The following is an 18,388-nucleotide window of genomic DNA, read 5'->3' as shown; positions in this document are numbered from 1 at the left end:
TTATGAGCCAAATTAAACAGATAAGCAACACCTTGAAGGCGTTGTTACGTCAGCAACACATTACCTATAAAGATATTGCTAAGCACTTGTCGATGAGTGAAGCCAATGTGAAACGTATTTTTTCTACGCAATCTTTTGCTTTAGATCGTTTAGAAGAGATATGTCAGTTATTAAATTTAAGCTTATCTGATCTATTTTTAATTGCAGAAAAGCAGCAAGATCAAATATCGCAACTAACGCCAGAGCAAGAAAAAGAGCTGGTGTCTGATACCAAACTATTTTTAGTTGCGGTGTGTGTAAAAGACTCGTGGACGTTTTCAGATATTCTTAAGTATTATCAAATAACAGAACATGAATGTATCCGTTTATTAGCAAAGCTAGATAAGCTTAAGATGATTCAGTTATTGCCTAATAATGAATACAAGTTGCTAATTGCACAAGATTTTCGTTGGATACCTGATGGACCACTTGAGCAAAATATTGCCACCGATGTCTTTAGTGAATTTATGCACTCACGCTTTAAAGGTGAAAATAACTTTCGCTTTTATTTACGAGGTACTTATTCGCAATCTTCTATTGATATTATTCAGCGTAAACTTAATCAATTAACAAAAGAGGCTGCGCTACTTAATCAAGAAGATGCGAAAATTCCGCTAGATAAAAGAAAGCACGTTGGTATGTTGTGCGCCATGCGACCATGGGAATACACACCGTTTGCTAAGTTAAGAAAACCAATATAAAGGAATATACATGAACCTATTTAGTCAATTATTTATCGGCTTATTAATATTTATCTCGCCGACATTATTCGCCAAGCAAGCAACATGTTTGGACTTTTCTTTTGAGCCAAAAGCGATAGAACAACATATTGCTGCAGGTAAATATCGAGAAAGTCACTACCCAGCAGCAGGTAAGGAAATTGAGTTTAGTTTTTCACCTGATTTAAGTTTTGAGCAGTATATTCAATATAGTTATCAGCTTATTGAATCAAAAAACCCCAGGGCTGAGCTACCTTGTCCAATTTATAGCAAAACCTTTAATCAACTTGCTACAGTAAACAGCTGGCCTAAAGAACCGACTATAGCCCAGCTTATTGCCCCTTTTGAGTTAGCACAGCCTGATACTAAAAAGGCGGTACTATTAATCCATGGTTTAACCGACTCCCCATATTCTTATCATGATTTAGCACAGTTTTTCTATCAACAGGGGTTTACGGTAAGGACCCTGCTTTTACCTGGTCATGGAACGGCTCCGAGCGCATTGAGACATGTTAGTTATCGAGATTGGCAACTGGCAGCAAAATATGGCATTGAACGCACTGTGCGAGATTTTGATCAAGTCTATTTAGGTGGGTTTTCTACAGGAGGTGCATTAATTTTCGATTATTTCATGCATAAAGATACTATTGATAAAAAGATTGCTGGCCTGTTTATGTGGTCTCCTGCATCAAAAGCAAAAAGTGATATGGCTTGGTTAGCGCAATATGTTGATTATATTCCGTTTGTTGATTGGATTGATTTATCAATGGATGCTGATTTTGCCAAATATGAATCGTTTCCTTATAACGCTGCTGCACAAGTGCATAGTTTGATGAGCCGCATTGTTGGAGAAAATGCGTCTAGTAAGCGAAAAATGCATGATATTCCGTTATTTCTTGTAGCTAGTGAGCACGATCAAACCATAGAGACAAAGCAAACCTTTGTGTTAGTGGATGAGTGGCAGCAAGGAAAAGTAAGCGCAAATGATGATCCGAGCCGCTTTGTTTTTTATGGGGATAAAGACAGCATTCCTGAAGCAATACAGCAAAGCATTAGCGTGATTAACCCCACATGTGAAACTAACCCTTTATGTGAAAAAATTGTAGATATTGCTCATACCGCAACGACAAACTCTCCTGAAAACCCACACTATGGTGTACTTGGACAATATCGTAATTGTGAGCATTATATTAAGGATATTGCTCTTTTTAGTGCCTGTAAAACCAATGAAGGGGTAGTGAAAGGTGAATTGACAGAAGAAAACCTTGCTAACATCAAAGTCATGCAGCGCTTAACATATAATCCGCATTACCAAGCAATGTTGACATCATTAAAAGGTTTTATTGCCGCGATTGAGTAAACGACAAGAGTTAACCAGTCGAATGCAACTTAAAGTATAGTATAAAGATACCTTTGGCTGTATTTGAATCGACTTGTTACAGCAAAGTTTATTTACTGTTATCTTTGATTCATAGTGTCTCTCGTCAACAACAAGAAACACTTAAAAGGAATCAATCATGACAACAGCAAATGAAACGGCTAAAACAATAACTCAAGCAACTATTCCAACAAAATCATATATATTAGCTTCAGTAGCAGCATTAATTATCGGAAGTTTTGCTTACGGAATTGGCTTATACAATGCGGATATGGCGCTAAATGAAAAAGGCTATTACTTAATCATTCTTTTGTTTGGTTTATTCTCAATGGTATCAGTTCAAAAAGCGGTACGAGATGAACGTGAAGGGATTAAAACATCAAAAATCTACACACGTATTTGTTGGGCGTCTTCAGCAATTGCCATAAGTTTGCTGGTTTTAGGTTTGTATAATGCCGAGCTTTTATTAAGTGAGAAGGGCTTTTACGCGATGGCCTATACGTTAAGTGTATTCTCAGTGGTTGTTATGCAAAAAAATATTCGAGATAAAGCTTGGGCGAATGAGACAAATACAGACAGTAAACAAGATACAGATATCGTTTTTGAAGAATAATGAAAAGGGCGACTTAAGTAAGATTAAGTCGCCCTTTTTGTCTGTATTATTTAAGTAATCTTGAATTAATGAGTGATTAGCTCGTTAATAATCTCATCTAAACCTTGTTTAGATATTCGTACCGCTTCAAGGGGAGTTAAGCCATCTGGGTATTCTTCTTGTTCTACCACAAGCCATTGTGTTCCACCCACTGCAATATTCGCTTTCAATACTGCTTTCCAGTCGGTAATGTCTTGGCCAATTAGTGGCTTTTTGTTTTTCACATCATCAGTATATTTCGCTTTGTAATGAGTCGTTACCGTTCTATTAGGGTAGCGTTGAACGTACATTACTGGATCTTTTTGCGCATATTGCACCCAGCCAACATCCAATTGCAAAATAAAGTCTTGTTGAGTGTTTTCGGCAATATAATCCCAAAAGGTAGAGTTTTTATATGGTACTAGTTCGCGATCATGGTTATGAAAGCCAAAGCCGATGCCACGAGCGCGCATTTTTTTTGCGACAGCATTTAGTTCTGTCACGAATGCGTTAATGGTTTCTGCTTTTTCGGCACGTTTATCGCTGGGTACTAAGATCATCGGTGTACCTATGGCTTGATAAAAATCGACAGTTTCATCAAATTTATCGGCCGTTAATTTGCGCATTGGTACGTGAGCACCACTGACCTTAAGGTTTAAAGAATCTAAAAATTGTACTAAACCTTTCGGGTCATTTTCGTATGGACCAAAATCGCCAGCGAACTCAACCGCGGTAAAGCCCATGCTTGCTATTTCGGTCATTGTGTTCTTAAAGTCTTTGGCAAGGTCTTCATTAACTGACCATAATTGCACACTTATTTTCGGAATATCTTGCATGGTTGTTTGACTCTTAGTTTTAGCTTGCTCAGCGCTGCTGTTTGTAAAACTATCTTGGCAAGCGCTTAATAGTAAGCAGCTCATACCTATTGCTGAAACGAGTTGAATTAATTTTCTTTGCATTATAGTTACCTTTGATAATGTTATTTTTATGAATAGGTTATAGGCGTTTGGCATTTAACTCTTGTACAGCATAATTAACCGCGCGAACGGTTAAGGCCATAAATGTTAGGCTGGGATTTTGTACAGCGGAAGAACAAAAACTAGCACCGTCAGTAACAAATAAATTCGGTACATCGTGGCTTTGATTAAAACCATTGAGTACAGAGGTTTTTGGATCTCTGCCCATTCGAGCTGTACCCAGTTCATGAATGCCTGATCCTGGAGGTTTATCGCGAACACCACTTTTTACATTTGTTAAGCCAATTGTTTTTAGCATGTGAGCGCCTTGTTCAGCAGCATCTTGCATCATAAGTGTTTCATTTTCGGAAAAAGTGCAGTTAATCTCTAGTTGGGGAATACCCCATTTGTCTTTTAAGGTTGGATGTAATTTCACCTGATTTTCAAAGCGTGGCAGCATTTCCCCTTGAGCACCTAAATAAAACTTCCATTTACCTGGTTGTTTGAGTGTATTTTTGAAATCAACACCAAAGCCATCACTTGCTTGCAAGTCATCCCAAGCTTCACGATAAGCTCCAGCAGACATGCCATAGCCACGAAGGAAAGGGCGTTTTTTATCAGGCTGGAAATAAAAATTAGGAATATAAATGCCTCCAGGACGACGACCAGAGTAAAACTCGTTATCAAAGCCTTCAATATCGGCATTGGCCCACGCGTTATAATTGTGATCCATTAAATAGTGTCCCAAAACGCCTGAGCTGTTGGCAATGCCATGAGGGAACTTAGCTGAGGTTGTGTTAAGTAATATTTGCGTCGAGCCTAAAGTTGAGGCACAAACAAAGATGACTTTTGCAAAATATTCACGCTCAGTTAAATCATCATTATCAATGACTCTTACCCCTTTTAAGCGATTAGTTTTTTCATCATAAATTAAGCTGTGTACAACACTATTTGGCGCTATAGATAAATTTCCCGTTTCACTCGCCGCAGGTAAGGTTGAACTTTGGGTGGAAAAATAAGCGCCAAAAGAGCAACCTTTTTGGCATTCATTCCTTGCCATGCACTGGCCTCGGCCTTGTTCAAGGTGTATTTTGCTTGGTTTAGTTAAATGAGCTTGTCTGCCATGAATAACACGCCTGTCAGGAAAAGCAGCTTCAATTTTGCTTTTAACAAACTGCTCTGGCTTGGTCATATCAAATGGTGGTAAAAACTCACTGTCGGGTAATTGCGGTAGATTTTCTTTTTGTCCGCAAATACCTACATGCTTTTCAACTAGGCTATACCAGTCTTTGAGGTCGTTATAACGTAAGGGCCAATCAGTGCCATAGCCATCAAGTTTATTCGCGTTGAAATCATAGTCACTGAGTCGATACGAGTAACGATGCCACAGCAAAGATTTCCCACCAAGTTGATTAGCTCTGATCCACCAAAAGTCTGTCCCTTTAGCTGTTTGAAAAGGTAAATCGCGATCATTGCCAAAAAAATGCTTAGTGGCATCATTAAAGGCGTAGCACTTCTTTTGTACTGAGTGCTGTTCTTCAATGAGGCTCAGTGGTACTTTTGAGCGAAAAGGTAAATCCCAAGGTGCCTTGCCTTCCCCAATATAGTCTTTTCTATGCTCGACGATACGGCCTCGTTCAATCATGAGTGTTTTTAACCCTCGCTGACAAAACTCTTTAGCGGCCCATCCCCCAGTAATACCAGAACCAATTACGATGGCATCATAAATTTGCTGGCTCTCTTTTACATATATTGTCATAACATCTTACTCGGTACGTTGAAACTGATCTCATAAGCGTTAGTAATAAGCCAAAGAGCCATAACCTGCTTGTCCTTTTTTATAACTAATTGACCCCTTAAAACCATTGGGAACTTTTTGATAAATTAACTCATGTGAAGCACCTATTTCTGAGGTGTAGTAACCAAAACAGATTAATGCTTTTAATTGTTTTATATCGGCTCTATTTTTTGATGAATATGGCAATGTGCCTTGTTCTATTTTGGTTAATAATTGCACTTTATTTTTTTCGCTAAGTTGCATAAAATCTTGCTGATAATGAGTTTGAGCTTGTTGTTCAATCATAGCTAAAATGGCAATAACTTGATGCTGCTCTGCTTTTTTTGCGCAATAGAATAATTGATTATCGATAAAACCGTGGGTATCAATATCGGCAGCACTTGGTGTTTCAGTTGCCGGAATAGTTAACGCGCAAATATCAGCAAGTAGCTTCATTTCATTAAGGGAAAATAGTTTTCCTTTACTTAAGGCTGTTAAGGGCTTGGCTTGATAGTTAAGTGCAAAAGCTAGTGCATTATTACTGATAAGGTTTGTCGATATTGTCGTCACTAACCCCATACCAAAACATTTACCTAGTCCTGTTATGAATTGCCGTTTAGCCTGATCTGTTATTTGATCAGGCTGAGTTTGGTTTAGTGGTGTTTTACGCTTTTGCTTATCAGTATTCATAATGTCTTATAAAGTATGCGTTAAATTAGCTAGTAGACTCAGCCTGTGAAGCTGATATCGTCGACCTCTTATATGTCTTTATCCATAATAATCCAAAAGCAGCGATTAAAACTAACGGGAAAAGGCTCAAGCTCGATAACACAGATTGACCTGCGAGCAGGTCAATATTTTGCGCTGTAGTTGCTGTTGCAGCATTAGTTTTTGCTTGATCAATCCAGTGGCCAATAATGGGATTCCAAATACTTACGGCAAACATACCAGCGCCGCCCATTAGCGATAAGCCCAGTGCACCTGTTTCAGGCATTTTTTCTGCGACAAACCCTAACATGGTTGGCCAGAAATAAGTTACGCCAAGCGCAAAACATAATGCCGACAAGTACACGTGAACTCCCGTTGCCTTGCTCATTAGTGAAATACCCACAAAAGCCAACATGGCAGAGGTAAATAAGACACCCAGTGGATTTAATCGTTTAACAATAGGGCCGGCAAAGTAACGACCTATGGCCATAACACCGGTAATCATTGCCATAATTAGCATAGGAGAAACACCTGATGCACCGAGGATTCTCTCTATCCATTGCTGTGTTGCAAGTTCTGTTGTTGCGGTTAATGTCATACAAAAGAGCATAAAAATGAATAATGGTGACATTAAGGCTTTGCAATTATCTAAGGTTGAAAGCGGCTTAGTATTAACAACTTCCTCTGCTTTTTCTGGAAAGGCAATTTTGAATACCATAACACCATAAATTAAGGTTGGTATAATCATAATGGCGACTTGGCTTTGCCAATTAAAGCCAAGATCAGTCATAAATTGTGAACAAAGTGCACCGACAACAATACCGCCAGGGAACCACACATGAAAACGATTCAACATGGTGGTTTTTTGTTTAGGGTAAAGTGAGGTAATTAGCGGGTTACAACCTGCTTCAACCGCACCATTAGCAAATCCGATAAAAAAGGTTGAAATAAGTAAAGCGAGAAAGCCTGTAGCAGTAATAGTTAAAATTAACCCAAGCAGATGAAAGCTAAAGGCGATTATTAATAATTTCTTCGCACCGAGCGTATTATAGAGCAAGCCACCTAGCAAAGTTGCCACAGGAAAACCCAAGAATGCCATCGCATTAACCCAGCCTAATTGACTGTCACTTAAGGCAAAATCTTGTCCCAATTGCGATAACATTCCTGCACGAATAGCAAAGGTCATAGCAGTAACGAGTAAGGCAAAACAGGAAGCGATAAACAATGCTCTACTTTGAGTTGTATTATCCATCGTCAGCTACCTCTGATGTTAAACCAAGAATTTTTCTGTTCAAGTCTGCGTTACTATGACCGCCAGCAAAGTCGTCAAAGGCTTTATCTGTTGGCCTAATGATGTGCTTTTTAATAAAGTTTGCCCCTTCTTTGGCACCATCTTCTGGGTGTTTTATACAACATTCCCACTCAAGCACTGCCCAGCCACTGTAACCATATTGGGTTAACTTGCTAAAAATTGCAGAGAAATCAATTTGGCCGTCACCTAATGAGCGAAAACGACCAGCGCGCTCTTGCCAAGGAGCATAGCCGCCATAGACACCGCTTCGGCCAGTAGGATTGAACTCAGCATCCTTTACGTGAAATGCTTTTATGCGCTCATGATAAATATCGATAAACGCTAAGTAATCTAACTGTTGTAGAACAAAGTGGCTTGGATCATACAAAATATTGGCACGTGGATGGTTGTTGGTATGAATTAAGAATTGCTCAAAACTGGCGCCGTCGTGCAAATCTTCTCCTGGGTGCAACTCAAAGCAAACATCAACATCGGCATCATCAAAGGCATCGAGTATTGGCAGCCAGCGATTGGCTAATTCTTCAAAACCCAAATCCACTAAGCCTGCTGGCCGCTGCGGCCACGGGTAGACCGTATGCCACATTAATGCACCAGAGAAGGTGGCGTGTGCTTTTAACCCTAAGCGCATACTGGCTTGGGCAGCGCATAATAATTGGCTTGTTGCCCACTGGGTAATGGCTTGATGATCATTTTGCAAATGTTCGGGAATAAAAGCTGAAAACATTTCTGTATACGCTGGGTGCAGGGCAACAAGTTGTCCTTGAATGTGCGTCGACAGTTCTGAAATAACAATGTTATGCTCTGCAGCAATCGCTATGATCTCATCACAGTAATGTTGACTGCGTGCGGCTTTTTCTAAATGGAATATCTCAGGGTCATTAGTCGGTAACTGTATAGCTTTATACCCTAAACTCGCTGCCCATTTGCAGAGGTTGTTTAAATTGTTGAAGGGCACTTCATCACTCATAAATTGAGCTAAGAAGATGGCTGGGCCTTGAATTTTGTTCATTGGTTTACTCATTATATTTTGTGCCACTTTTGATCTGACTCACTGGCTTGCACAACACGTTCAATGAATGTCATACCCCGGATAGCATCCTTTATATCAGGGACATCTAGGGCTGACGTAGGTGGTACAAGTTGATGCTTTAATGCGTGAATCTGTTGGGCAAAGTTGAGATAAATATTAGCAAAGGCTTCGATATAACCTTCTGGGTGACCTGCAGGTAAACGCGTATTGCTTTGTGTTATTGCACATAAGTTGCCAACACCTGTACGTATAATTTCACTTGATTGATTAGGATATTTCTTAATTAAGCTGTTGGGGGATTCTTGTGACCAATGCAAACTGGCTTTTTCGCCATAGAGAGATATTGTTAAATTGTTTTCTTCACCCGTGGCAATTTGGCTGGCTAGTAATACGCCTTTTGCACCATTGCTAAAGCGAAGCATTACTGTGCCATCATCATCTAAATAACGGCCTGCAACGGTAGTGGTTAAGTCAGCGCAAACATGTGAAATAGTTAAGCCACTTATGTACTCAGCTAGATGCGCGCCATGAACACCAATATCAGCAATACAACAACTAATACCAGCCATTTCTGGATTTAAACGCCATGCCGCCTGCTTGTTGTTTTCGTCAGTGGGTTGAGAAAGCCAGCCTTGCGGATAATTAACGACAATTTTTCTGATTTCGCCGAGTTCATCTTGTTTAATACGGTGCTTGGCTTCTTTAATCATAGGGTAGCCAGAGTAAGTATGTGTTAGCGCATATAAACTATTATGCTTTGCTAACGTTTCGCTCAATGCGATGACTTGGTTTAAATTTAGTGTAGCAGGCTTGTCTGATATAACGTGAAAACCATGTTCAATGGCGAGTGTGGCAATATCGTAATGTAGGTGATTAGGCGTAACTATGGCGACTAAATCCATGCGCTCTGTGTCAGGAAGTTTTTGCTCTTCAATGAACATTTCTTTATACGAGGCATAACATCGATTTTTTGGCAAACCAAAAGATAAACCAGAAGCGATAGTATCGTCAGGGTTTTGATTGAAAGCACCGCAAACAAGCTCTATTTGGTTATCAAGCTGTGCTGCTATTCGGTGCACGGCACCAATAAAAGCACCTTGACCACCACCCACCATACCCATTTTAAGTTTTACCATTGTCATTGAAAATGTCATATAGAATTATTGAATGAGGTTAAAGCATAAGATTATTTTATAGAAATAGGGTAGGATAAAATCAGTGAGTAATATAACAAAATCGGCGTTTGTTATTTTTACGTCTCTTGTAATGCAAGATGTAACTCTTGTATAGAGTTATTTTGAATAATTAAGGTGAGTGTAAATTCAGCGCAACTGCTAAATTGGACAAGACTGATGGAAGTAGAGTGGATCAAAGCAAAAATAATTTTTTAAATCAAGTCAGTATCGAACAGTTGATGATGTTGTTTGATTTAATGCCAGACACGTTGTGTTGGATTAAAAATAGCAAAAGTGAGTTTGTGTATGGTAATCAGTACTTTCTCTTGCATTTGGGGGTCAAGCACTTAAGGCAAGTGGTTGGTAAGACCGATTTTGACTTTTCTCCAAAGCATATCGCTAAACAATTTGTTGTGGATGATCAAAAAGTGATGAAAGGAACTTCAGTTAATAACCGCCTTGAAGTCAATACATTAGTAGATGGAGATATTGCGTGGTTTATCACGTCAAAACATGTATTGACCAATAATGATGATACTGTGATTGGTACCTTTGGCTTATCTAAGCACTTGAATCAAGCTCAGACATCCACCTCGAGTATGGATGCAGTAAAAATACCGGTTAACTTCATTCGGGAGCATTATTCTAAAAAGATTACCGTGAAAGAGATTGCTCACTTAAGTCATTTATCGATAAGTGCGTTAGAGAGGCGTTTTAAAAAGCATTTAGGGTTAACGCCAAAGCAGTTTATTAACCAAGTTAGATTAGAGCAGGCTAGGCGGTTATTAATAGATACGCAACGTCCTATCGCGCAAATAGCACATGAAACAGGCTTTGTAGATAATAGCTATTTTACAAGACAATTCATGAAATACTTTGAAGAATTGCCTACGACATTACGAAAGCAGTATATTAACCGAACACGGGTCTAATTTATTATTGATAACAGTCTAGCGGGCGTATTTTAACCACAGTTTGTAAAATACCGCGTTACAGGTTGCATTATCATCCATTTTGCCATCACGATCACAGTCTGAACCGGTCAACGAGGTTGTAAAAGGTCTACCTTGGTCATCAATATCATTTTTTGATGGCGGCTTCATGACGGTGACTTTGGGCGATTTATCAATGAAATCGGCAACATCTTTATAGCTTAAAAACTCTTTTTTGCTGATCAGGTGGCTGATATCACGGGTTTTACGCTTTTCAGCATAAGCCAAATTTGATAAAACTAGTATGCTGATAATAAGCGCAATAATACTCTTCATTTATTATACCTGTGTTCTTAAGAAGACACTTTAGCCATCAAGTGACAGTCAACATATTTGCCGTGTCGAAAGGCGTAGCCTTTGGCTGTACCTTCTATTTCAAAGCCTCTTGATTGGTAGAGTTTTATCGCTGCTGGGTTATCAATGTAGACTTCAAGTTCAATCCGGGTAACGGCGAGCCAATTGTTGGCTAACTCTAACATGGCATTGAGCAGTTTTTTGCCGATGCCTTTGCCTTGATGGTATTCCGAAACTGCCATACCTAGGTTGGCGACGTGCCTTCTTCTTGGATTACTGAAATGATCTAAGCCTATTTGACCAACTATTTCGCCGTCGACTTCAGCAATCAGGCTGTAAAAGTTGTTATCGGCTTGTTCAAAGCGTTTTTGCCATTTATCGACACTTGGATACGGTAGTTGTAAGGTGCCCCCATAACAACTTTCTTGTTGATAGATGGCTTTGATTGCAGGCACATCACTTAATTCACTATGTCGAATAATTACGTCCATTATCTTAACTCTTCACTTATTGTACCCAGTAATTAATTGCTGCCAGTTAGGCTGGGTAAAGTTAAACTCTGGCAACTTGTTATTCTCTTTTTCGAAAGAGCGTTTTAAGCGAGCAATATTCCCTTGCTTCCAAGCGGTATTACTACAATTTTTGACCTCACCCTGATCGAAATCGATGATGAAAACTTGTTGTTTATCATCAAGTAAAATGTTGTGGGCATTTAAGTCATGGTGATAAATATTATGTTTATGAAAACGTTTTATTGTTGCGCCAATGCGTTGCCAAATCACCCCATCAAGGGTCTGTTTAGACAAAATGGCAACGAGATCTTGCGCATTTTCAATGCGGCTAGAAAGTAAATCTGCCTGATAAAATAAACTACTTCGTTTAACACCAAAGGCAATGGGCAAAGGCGCTGGTAAATTAAGTGATTGCAGGTGATGAAGCAAGGCAAACTCTTTCGCAGCACGAGTGTGATCTATACCCGTAAAAAAATAACTGTCGTTTATTACCTTACCAATAAGGCCACCTCGATAATAGTGACGCAGCACCCATTGTTGAACGGGTGAATTTGATTCATTGCTTTGGTATTGAATAAACCATGTAGTGCCACGACCTTGCGCACTTCCTGTAATGGCATCTTTTGCTTGCCAATAATTAGCCGATAACATGTCAACTGAAAAGTTACTGACTTTATCGCTATCGTAACGGCAAAAATGATTATGTAGATTTAATTCGTTTATCATGATGTTAAATACAAATGTATGATTGGTGCTGCTTTATCAGTGAACCTCAAACAACATATCTTTAAATAAGTCATCATCTTGCCATGAGTGCTTGCACATAATCTAGCGAAAGTTGGCTTGCACCTTGGTTTTCCAATACTACAAGATGGGCATTTTCACCAATTTTTTGTCTTCGTTTTTCATCTAGCAATAGTGATGATACACATTCGGCTAATTCTGCACTGGTACTTGTCAAATGTTCACTTAACGCTTGCTCACTTAATTGAACAATACCTTGGTGATCCTTTAATTGCATGAGTACTTCGTTAAAATTACTCATATTACTGCCGACCACAACCGGCTTTTTAAATAGTGCAGGCTCAAGTGGATTATGACCGCCAACATCACTAAAGCTTCCCCCCATGGTGACAACATCCGCTAAGCCAAAGGCGGCCATTAGCTCACCTAAAGTGTCAATTAACCATATATCTTGCTGACTAACAGGGGTGTTGTCACTGCGTTTCGATAAAGTAAAATTTTGCGCAAGACATAAGTGAGCAACGTCATTAAATCGCTCAGGATGTCTAGGTACTAAAATGAGTAATGTATTTTTATCTTGTTGTTTAATCTGTTTAAAGGCAGATAATGCTAACGCTTCATCACCAGGGTGAGTACTAGCCACTAACCAAACTGAACGTGGCTTGTTTGGTTTAAATGTACATGATTTAGCGAGCTCTGCTTGTTTCGCTTCAAGCTCGTTATTAATGCTGATATCAAATTTTAAGTTTCCGCTCACCAGTGCGCGCTGTTCTTGGCAACCTAATTGGATAAAATTCTCCATGTTTTCCTGACTTTGACACAATATATGGTCAAAGCGATTAATGGCTGGCGTTATCAAAGCTTTGATTTTGCTGTAGTTTGCTACTGAGTTATTGGATAAACGGCCATTAATTAACAATAATTTTATCTGGCTGTGTTGACACTGTGCGATGATATTTGGCCACAACTCTGTTTCCATGAAGATCATTAATTGCGGTTTTAATCGGGCTAAAAACAAATAGCTACAAGGCAATACGTCAATAGGCAAGTAGCAATGTTGCACTCTATCACCAAAAAGCTTTTGAACTTGGGCAGAGCCTGTTGGTGTAAAGGTGGTGACGGTAATTGGTAAACTAGGGTAAGTTGCAAGCAGTTGTTCAATAAAAGATGTTAACGCTATAACTTCGCCTACGCTGGCAGCGTGTAACACTATGCCACCGGTTTTGAAATGACTGGGTATTATACCTAAGCGCTCAGCAAGGCGTTTTCTATAGTCAGGGTTGCGACGAGATCGGATCAACAAAGCAATGATTAATACCGGCAGTAACAATAAGAAAAGTAAACGATAAAATAACAAGGAGAACATACATTGCTCTATTATGATAATGTCGGTAGATTATACTAATAAGTTAAAATTAACATAAACAAATTTCCATTTAATTTAAGCATCAGCATTATGAATGATCAGCAAAACGCGATGAATCTTTTAAAACGTGTGCCAGCACATATGTTTGCGATTACCTGCACAGCACTAATGATAATGAATAGTAGCTATGCTCAGCAAACTCCTTCATTACAAGAAAATCCATTACTTAATGTGAACAGTCTAGGCAGTAAAACTGAAAAGCTGCCTTATGTGAGTACAGCACGAATTCAGGCGAATAAAGATCATGATTTCTTGTTGGTTGGTGATTATCTCACCACTAAAAAAGTCGTAAAAGAGCAAACCAAAGCGCAGGTAAAAAGGCAATCAACGGGAGGCGTTATTGTACTACATGATTGTCAGTCAAATCGTAGCCGTTATAACTCGTTAAGTGAAACCATTGCTTTACACAGTTTACATACTTTATCTTTAGATTTACGCGGTTATGGTGAAAGTGTTGCACAGGGGTTTTCTGAGCTTGAAATTAAGAAGAATGCTAAAGATATTGTGAGTTATCAAAACGATGTGGCTTTACTCACCACGTATTGGGCTGATGATTTACTAGCAGGATATAAATATTTGCGCAATAAAATGGATAAAAGCAAAGGTATAGCGGTAGTTGCTAGTGGTTGCTCGAGTGCCTACGCAGTATCATTAGCAGAAAAAATTCATATTAGTGCTTTAGTGCTCATCACACCTGAAATGACTTATGGCGATAAAGAGCGTTATAAGAATTTAATTGATATCCCTACCTACTTTATTGGCTCTACTCATCACCAAGCCAGTTACTCAACAGCAAAAGAATTGTTTGACTGGAATGGCGCTAAACGCACTAAGATGCAAACTTTTAAAGGCGACAAAACTAACCGGTATTTAATTAATGCTAATGAATACTTAGTGAATGATATTGCTTTATGGCTTAAATCTATATTGCGATGAAAATGCTATGGTTGAAATTAACTTTAGCTTTAGTATTTTATATTGCACGTAGTAAAAATATAAAAGGTCGTTATTCCTGTACTGAAGATATTAGGTGCTTTTTGAAGTTTATGACAGCTGCTCGCTAAAAGCTGGCAGTTACGGTAAGTAGAAAAGAAAACTGACTATAATATCGATTTACGGAGTAGTATAAAATGACTCTTTATTTTAATGATTAAAAAAAGTAGTTTATGTGCTCTTGTTTTTATTCAATCAGATAAAAGAATACTTCCTAACGTTGTCATTTCGAATCTTTGTATGTATTCTACCCGCTCTTTCATCTTAGCAACTTAAAAAGGATTTATAAGTGATAATAATCTTAAAAAACAAATTGTTATGCTTTAGTTGTTTTCTAGTAACTATAGTTTTCTGCTCTTTTACACTTAGTGCAACACAAAGTAATGGTTTGTTTGAAGTTGATATCAACCAAGAATATATATCAAATAGCAATTTTGATTATTATGATCCTACTTCTTATCATCGCTTAGGTAAAAATCTGATATTTGTTGGTAAAACTGATGATGGCTTTAGTGAGCTTTACGCACTTAACCCAGATACAGATGAGATTGTTTTATTATTCAACAAGTTATATGAAAAAGATGTAAATCTTAAATTTAACTCAATTCGTATGAAACCATACAGTAGCAATGAATTTATTGTACAAGCAACAGCATATAATGGAGTAGAAAATCATTTTATAACCGATGGTACTAACTCAGGTACTATTAAATGGACTCCAGCTTTTGAGTTGAGATACTCTCACGAACCATTCGGTATTAGTTCACATTATAGTAGTTTTAAATGGAAAACTGATAATGAAGAATACTTTTATACACAGGGTTTAGAAGTCTATAAATATGATGCAAGGAGTAATGAATATACACTGTTGGGAGATAAGCCAAAAATAGGTTCACCTGCTTATTTAAACGATAAGCAAAGACTAAATGAGCAATTTTTTTACAGTGATAGTGGTAAGAAACATATTTATGAGTTGATTGATTTTAACAAATCGATGGTTTTTGATGACTTTCAAAAAGTATACACTTCAATTGGATCTGTTTCATTTGCGGATTTTCATAAAAAAATCTATTTCACATATAAAAAGAATGATAAAAGCTACTTCGCTTCTTTTGGTGCTGATAGCGGTTTCACAGATCTTATATCAATTGAAGATATTCCTGAATGTCATCAATCTACAGAAATAGTAACTGGAATAGATCAAGTTATTAATAAAGGAGACTATGTATATTTCAGGACCGAGCAAAATTGCCTTTATCGTGTCAATGAACAAAATGGCGATATTAAAGGATTTAGTGAAACTCAACTTGGCGTACATTCTAATTTTAGGATTTTTGCTGCAAATAGCAAGGGTTTGATTATAAAAGGAAATTCATCAAAAGGTAACGAAAACCAGTTGAATGCGTACTATGACCTTTTTCAGGTTGATTTTACCCAAGACTCTATTTTGCCTCTTTTTCCGCATACATCATTTATGGAGAAGATCATTAAGCTAGTTCAAGGTGGGGATGATTACTTATTTGCTTATGTTAGTTATTTCTGTGATAGAAAAGAATCATGCGACAGAAAGTCTTTATTTCGATTAAACGTACACTCTTTTGTAAAAGAATCAATTAGAGGCAGAATAGATTTTCATAATCAAATAGGGCATGAAGATATAGAGTCAAATTTCTATAATAAGCATCCAATATATAAAGGGAATTTATACTTAGAAGGAAAATTTCCTTACCCTGGTCTTTATAAGACTAGTCCTGATGCAAAGTACTTTAAACCTATTTTGCTTTCAAAAAGAAATAGGCAAACTGATCGTAGTTGGATTTCTTCTATACATACTATTGATAATGGCTGGCTACTAAGATCGGGAGAACACTCTGATTATGTAAAGTATTATGGATTAACCTTTAACGGAAAAAAATATGAGTTTACGCTAGATTATGGAATTAGTAATTTTGTCTGGTATGACAGTGGTAATACAGCTTATATCACAACAACAGGAAACAATCTATTTGCGATTAATCTTGTAGACTTCACTACCCAAGAGATTGTGCTGCCTAGTGGTAGTGATGTTATTAATATCATTAATAGCCAAGTTTTTAGTCGAAAGGATTCAATTTGGACTGTAACGGATCTTAAATCAAATATTACTTATGAGATTGGAAATGAAAATGCAGACCAAGTATTCACCTGTAGCGATAAGTTATATTTTCTAGCTGGCAATAGCTTAAATAATAAATTAATGCAATTTGATAATGGCGAATCTACAACGATACTGGGTGAGTCAGAACAACTATATGTTTATCAAAATACTCGTTCAACAGGCAAACTGGTTATTAGATATGATCATGAAGTGAAGGTATTTGATTGTGCATCAGAAACACTAACCACAGCATTTAGCATTACCTTACCAGAAAGCAACGTGGTGCTATATGATGAAATTTATTTTAATAAATTCAATAATAAATCATATTTTATATGGAAAGGCTCTTTATATGAAGTGTCTCTTGAAGATAATGAAAACCGAATCATCTATAACGACTTTTCTTCGAATATAAGTTTAACTAGCTCGTGGGAACCTATATTTACTTTAAATGGAATATATTTAAAAAATCATCACTCTGATGATTTGTTTATAGTGAAGAATGATGAAATGCTTAAAGTTTTTGATTCAAAACCTGAAGATTTAAATATTGATATTGGAGAATATAAAGTCAGTGCAAATGGGAAATACTTATACGGAGTGTATGCCACGAGAACAGATCATGTAGTTACAGATGAGCGGATCATTACGTACAAAGAGCTTTTTATTTTTGATACAGAAACTGCTCAGATGCACATGTTAGATTTAAGGCCAGGTGTTGAAGGTTCTGTTAAAGGAGAAGCTATTGAAAGTAGTAGTTTTATAGCTTTTAGACTCGGAGGTACTGAAAAATCGAATGAAATTTCAGTTTTAGATATTGAATGTATATTAAAACAACATTGTGTAAATATCGTTGAAAACCGTACTCCAATAGTAGAATCAGGTGAAGAATATTTTTATGAAACTGGTGATCTTGTTAATATTCCGTATAGAGCTAGTGACCCTGATCTGGGGCCATTAACGTACAAACTAAATAATCAACCCAGCTGGCTATCTATTGATAATAATGGGCTGATTAATGGTTTTATTCCAAATGGTGCTACGGGGATATTTGATAATATTGAAGTAATAGTTTCTGATGATGAAAGTGAGACTACTTCATTGCCTTATACATTTAATATTAAAAACCGAAATCGAAGCCCTATTTCTAACCTTCACTTATTATCTGAGATTAAGCTTAAAGTAGATGAGGACTATACACTTAATTTATATCCTTTTATTGAAGATATTGATGGGGATCCTTTGATATTGAGTTTATCTCCAAGTATTGAAGGAATAGCATTAGACCAACAAGGTAATTTGATTATAAGTAGTGCCCCTGCTGGTAATTATACTATTCAAATATCAATTAATGACTCAGTTTCTGAAGAAACTGTAGGAAGCATTTCGATTGTTGTTGAAGAGAGCATATCAAATGTGCCCACACCTGTAACTGATACACCCTCTGAATCCTCATCTTCTGGTGGTGGGTCGATAGGAATATCGCATCTTCTAGTTTTATTGACAATTTTATTTCTAAATAGCTTTAGGCTACGGGTGAGGCAATATTAATCTACATAGATTAC

16 protein-coding genes are annotated in these 18,388 nt (G+C 37.5%); 6 read left to right on the top strand and 10 right to left on the bottom strand.

The genetic code is table 11. From position 1 onward, the window contains the following. The first annotated feature begins 2 nt into the window (after positions 1-2). The 3 genes from EPA86_RS08660 (at position 3) to yiaA (ending at position 2,749) form a co-directional block, all read left to right on the top strand. Entirely contained in the window at positions 3-740 is a 738-nt protein-coding gene (locus EPA86_RS08660) for a helix-turn-helix domain-containing protein (protein ID WP_140603036.1), read from the top strand. 10 nt (positions 741-750) lie between these two features. Further along, on the top strand, positions 751-2,118 hold the full coding sequence (locus EPA86_RS08655) for an alpha/beta hydrolase (protein WP_140603035.1): 1,368 nt from the start codon (positions 751-753) through the stop codon (positions 2,116-2,118). A 157-nt stretch (positions 2,119-2,275) separates the two neighbouring features. After that, positions 2,276-2,749 carry an inner membrane protein YiaA gene (gene yiaA, locus EPA86_RS08650; RefSeq protein WP_140603034.1) on the top strand — a complete coding sequence of 158 codons (474 nt, stop codon included), beginning with the start codon at positions 2,276-2,278 and terminating at the stop codon, positions 2,747-2,749. Positions 2,750-2,814: 65 nt separating this feature from the next. Here the strand turns inward: yiaA and EPA86_RS08645 are convergent, their stop codons facing one another. Genes EPA86_RS08645 through EPA86_RS08620 form a run of 6 tightly spaced genes read right to left on the bottom strand, consistent with a single transcriptional unit; the run spans position 2,815 to position 9,686 of the window. Next, the gene (locus EPA86_RS08645) at positions 2,815-3,726 is read right to left on the bottom strand and encodes a sugar phosphate isomerase/epimerase family protein (RefSeq protein ID WP_246058318.1); all 912 of its coding nucleotides are present in this window, start codon (positions 3,724-3,726) and stop codon (positions 2,815-2,817) included. Positions 3,727-3,763: 37 nt separating this feature from the next. Beyond that, on the bottom strand, positions 3,764-5,482 hold the full coding sequence (locus EPA86_RS08640; RefSeq protein WP_140603033.1) for a GMC oxidoreductase: 1,719 nt from the start codon (positions 5,480-5,482) through the stop codon (positions 3,764-3,766). Positions 5,483-5,521: 39 nt separating this feature from the next. Then, positions 5,522-6,190: a gluconate 2-dehydrogenase subunit 3 family protein gene (locus EPA86_RS08635; RefSeq protein ID WP_140603032.1), complete on the bottom strand. Its 669-nt coding sequence runs from the start codon at positions 6,188-6,190 to the stop codon at positions 5,522-5,524. Between the two features lie 25 nt (positions 6,191-6,215). Next, entirely contained in the window at positions 6,216-7,460 is a 1,245-nt protein-coding gene (locus EPA86_RS08630; RefSeq protein ID WP_140603031.1) for an MFS transporter, read from the bottom strand. Further along, a complete protein-coding gene (locus EPA86_RS08625) occupies positions 7,453-8,529 on the bottom strand; it encodes a sugar phosphate isomerase/epimerase family protein (protein WP_140603030.1) in 1,077 nt (358 codons plus the stop codon). Before EPA86_RS08625 ends, EPA86_RS08630 begins: the two co-directional genes overlap by 8 nt. 11 nt (positions 8,530-8,540) lie before the next feature. Next, on the bottom strand, positions 8,541-9,686 hold the full coding sequence (locus tag EPA86_RS08620; RefSeq protein ID WP_425462567.1) for a Gfo/Idh/MocA family protein: 1,146 nt from the start codon (positions 9,684-9,686) through the stop codon (positions 8,541-8,543). 227 nt (positions 9,687-9,913) lie between these two features. On the opposite strand from EPA86_RS08620, the gene EPA86_RS08615 reads away from it, so the two are divergent. Beyond that, positions 9,914-10,657, top strand: coding sequence for a helix-turn-helix domain-containing protein (locus tag EPA86_RS08615; protein ID WP_342777397.1), 744 nt, complete (start codon positions 9,914-9,916; stop codon positions 10,655-10,657). Between the two features lie 18 nt (positions 10,658-10,675). On the opposite strand, the gene EPA86_RS08610 is transcribed toward EPA86_RS08615, so the two are convergent. The 4 genes from EPA86_RS08610 to waaA all read right to left on the bottom strand — a co-directional run bounded on the left by EPA86_RS08610 (position 10,676) and on the right by waaA (position 13,633). Continuing rightward, the gene (locus EPA86_RS08610) at positions 10,676-10,993 is read right to left on the bottom strand and encodes a hypothetical protein (RefSeq protein ID WP_140603028.1); all 318 of its coding nucleotides are present in this window, start codon (positions 10,991-10,993) and stop codon (positions 10,676-10,678) included. A gap of 17 nt (positions 10,994-11,010) precedes the next feature. Further along, the gene (locus tag EPA86_RS08605; protein WP_140603027.1) at positions 11,011-11,502 is read right to left on the bottom strand and encodes a GNAT family N-acetyltransferase; all 492 of its coding nucleotides are present in this window, start codon (positions 11,500-11,502) and stop codon (positions 11,011-11,013) included. A gap of 12 nt (positions 11,503-11,514) precedes the next feature. After that, complete coding sequence (locus tag EPA86_RS08600; RefSeq protein ID WP_140603026.1) at positions 11,515-12,249, bottom strand: 3-deoxy-D-manno-octulosonic acid kinase; 735 nt, start codon at positions 12,247-12,249, stop codon at positions 11,515-11,517. A gap of 73 nt (positions 12,250-12,322) precedes the next feature. After that, positions 12,323-13,633 carry a lipid IV(A) 3-deoxy-D-manno-octulosonic acid transferase gene (gene waaA, locus EPA86_RS08595; protein ID WP_140603025.1) on the bottom strand — a complete coding sequence of 437 codons (1,311 nt, stop codon included), beginning with the start codon at positions 13,631-13,633 and terminating at the stop codon, positions 12,323-12,325. A gap of 90 nt (positions 13,634-13,723) precedes the next feature. Here waaA and EPA86_RS08590 point away from each other — a divergent pair, with 90 nt between their 5' ends. Further along, a complete protein-coding gene (locus EPA86_RS08590; RefSeq protein ID WP_140603024.1) occupies positions 13,724-14,629 on the top strand; it encodes an alpha/beta fold hydrolase in 906 nt (301 codons plus the stop codon). A gap of 445 nt (positions 14,630-15,074) precedes the next feature. Further along, complete coding sequence (locus EPA86_RS08585; RefSeq protein WP_140603023.1) at positions 15,075-18,374, top strand: putative Ig domain-containing protein; 3,300 nt, start codon at positions 15,075-15,077, stop codon at positions 18,372-18,374. Positions 18,375-18,388: the final 14 nt, after the last annotated feature.

It is taken from the genome of Litorilituus lipolyticus, assembly GCF_006439335.1.
In the GTDB taxonomy this organism is placed as follows: domain Bacteria; phylum Pseudomonadota; class Gammaproteobacteria; order Enterobacterales; family Alteromonadaceae; genus Colwellia; species Colwellia lipolytica.
The sequence above is the reverse complement of the archived record's forward strand: the minus strand, read 5'-3'. Positions and strand labels throughout refer to the sequence as shown.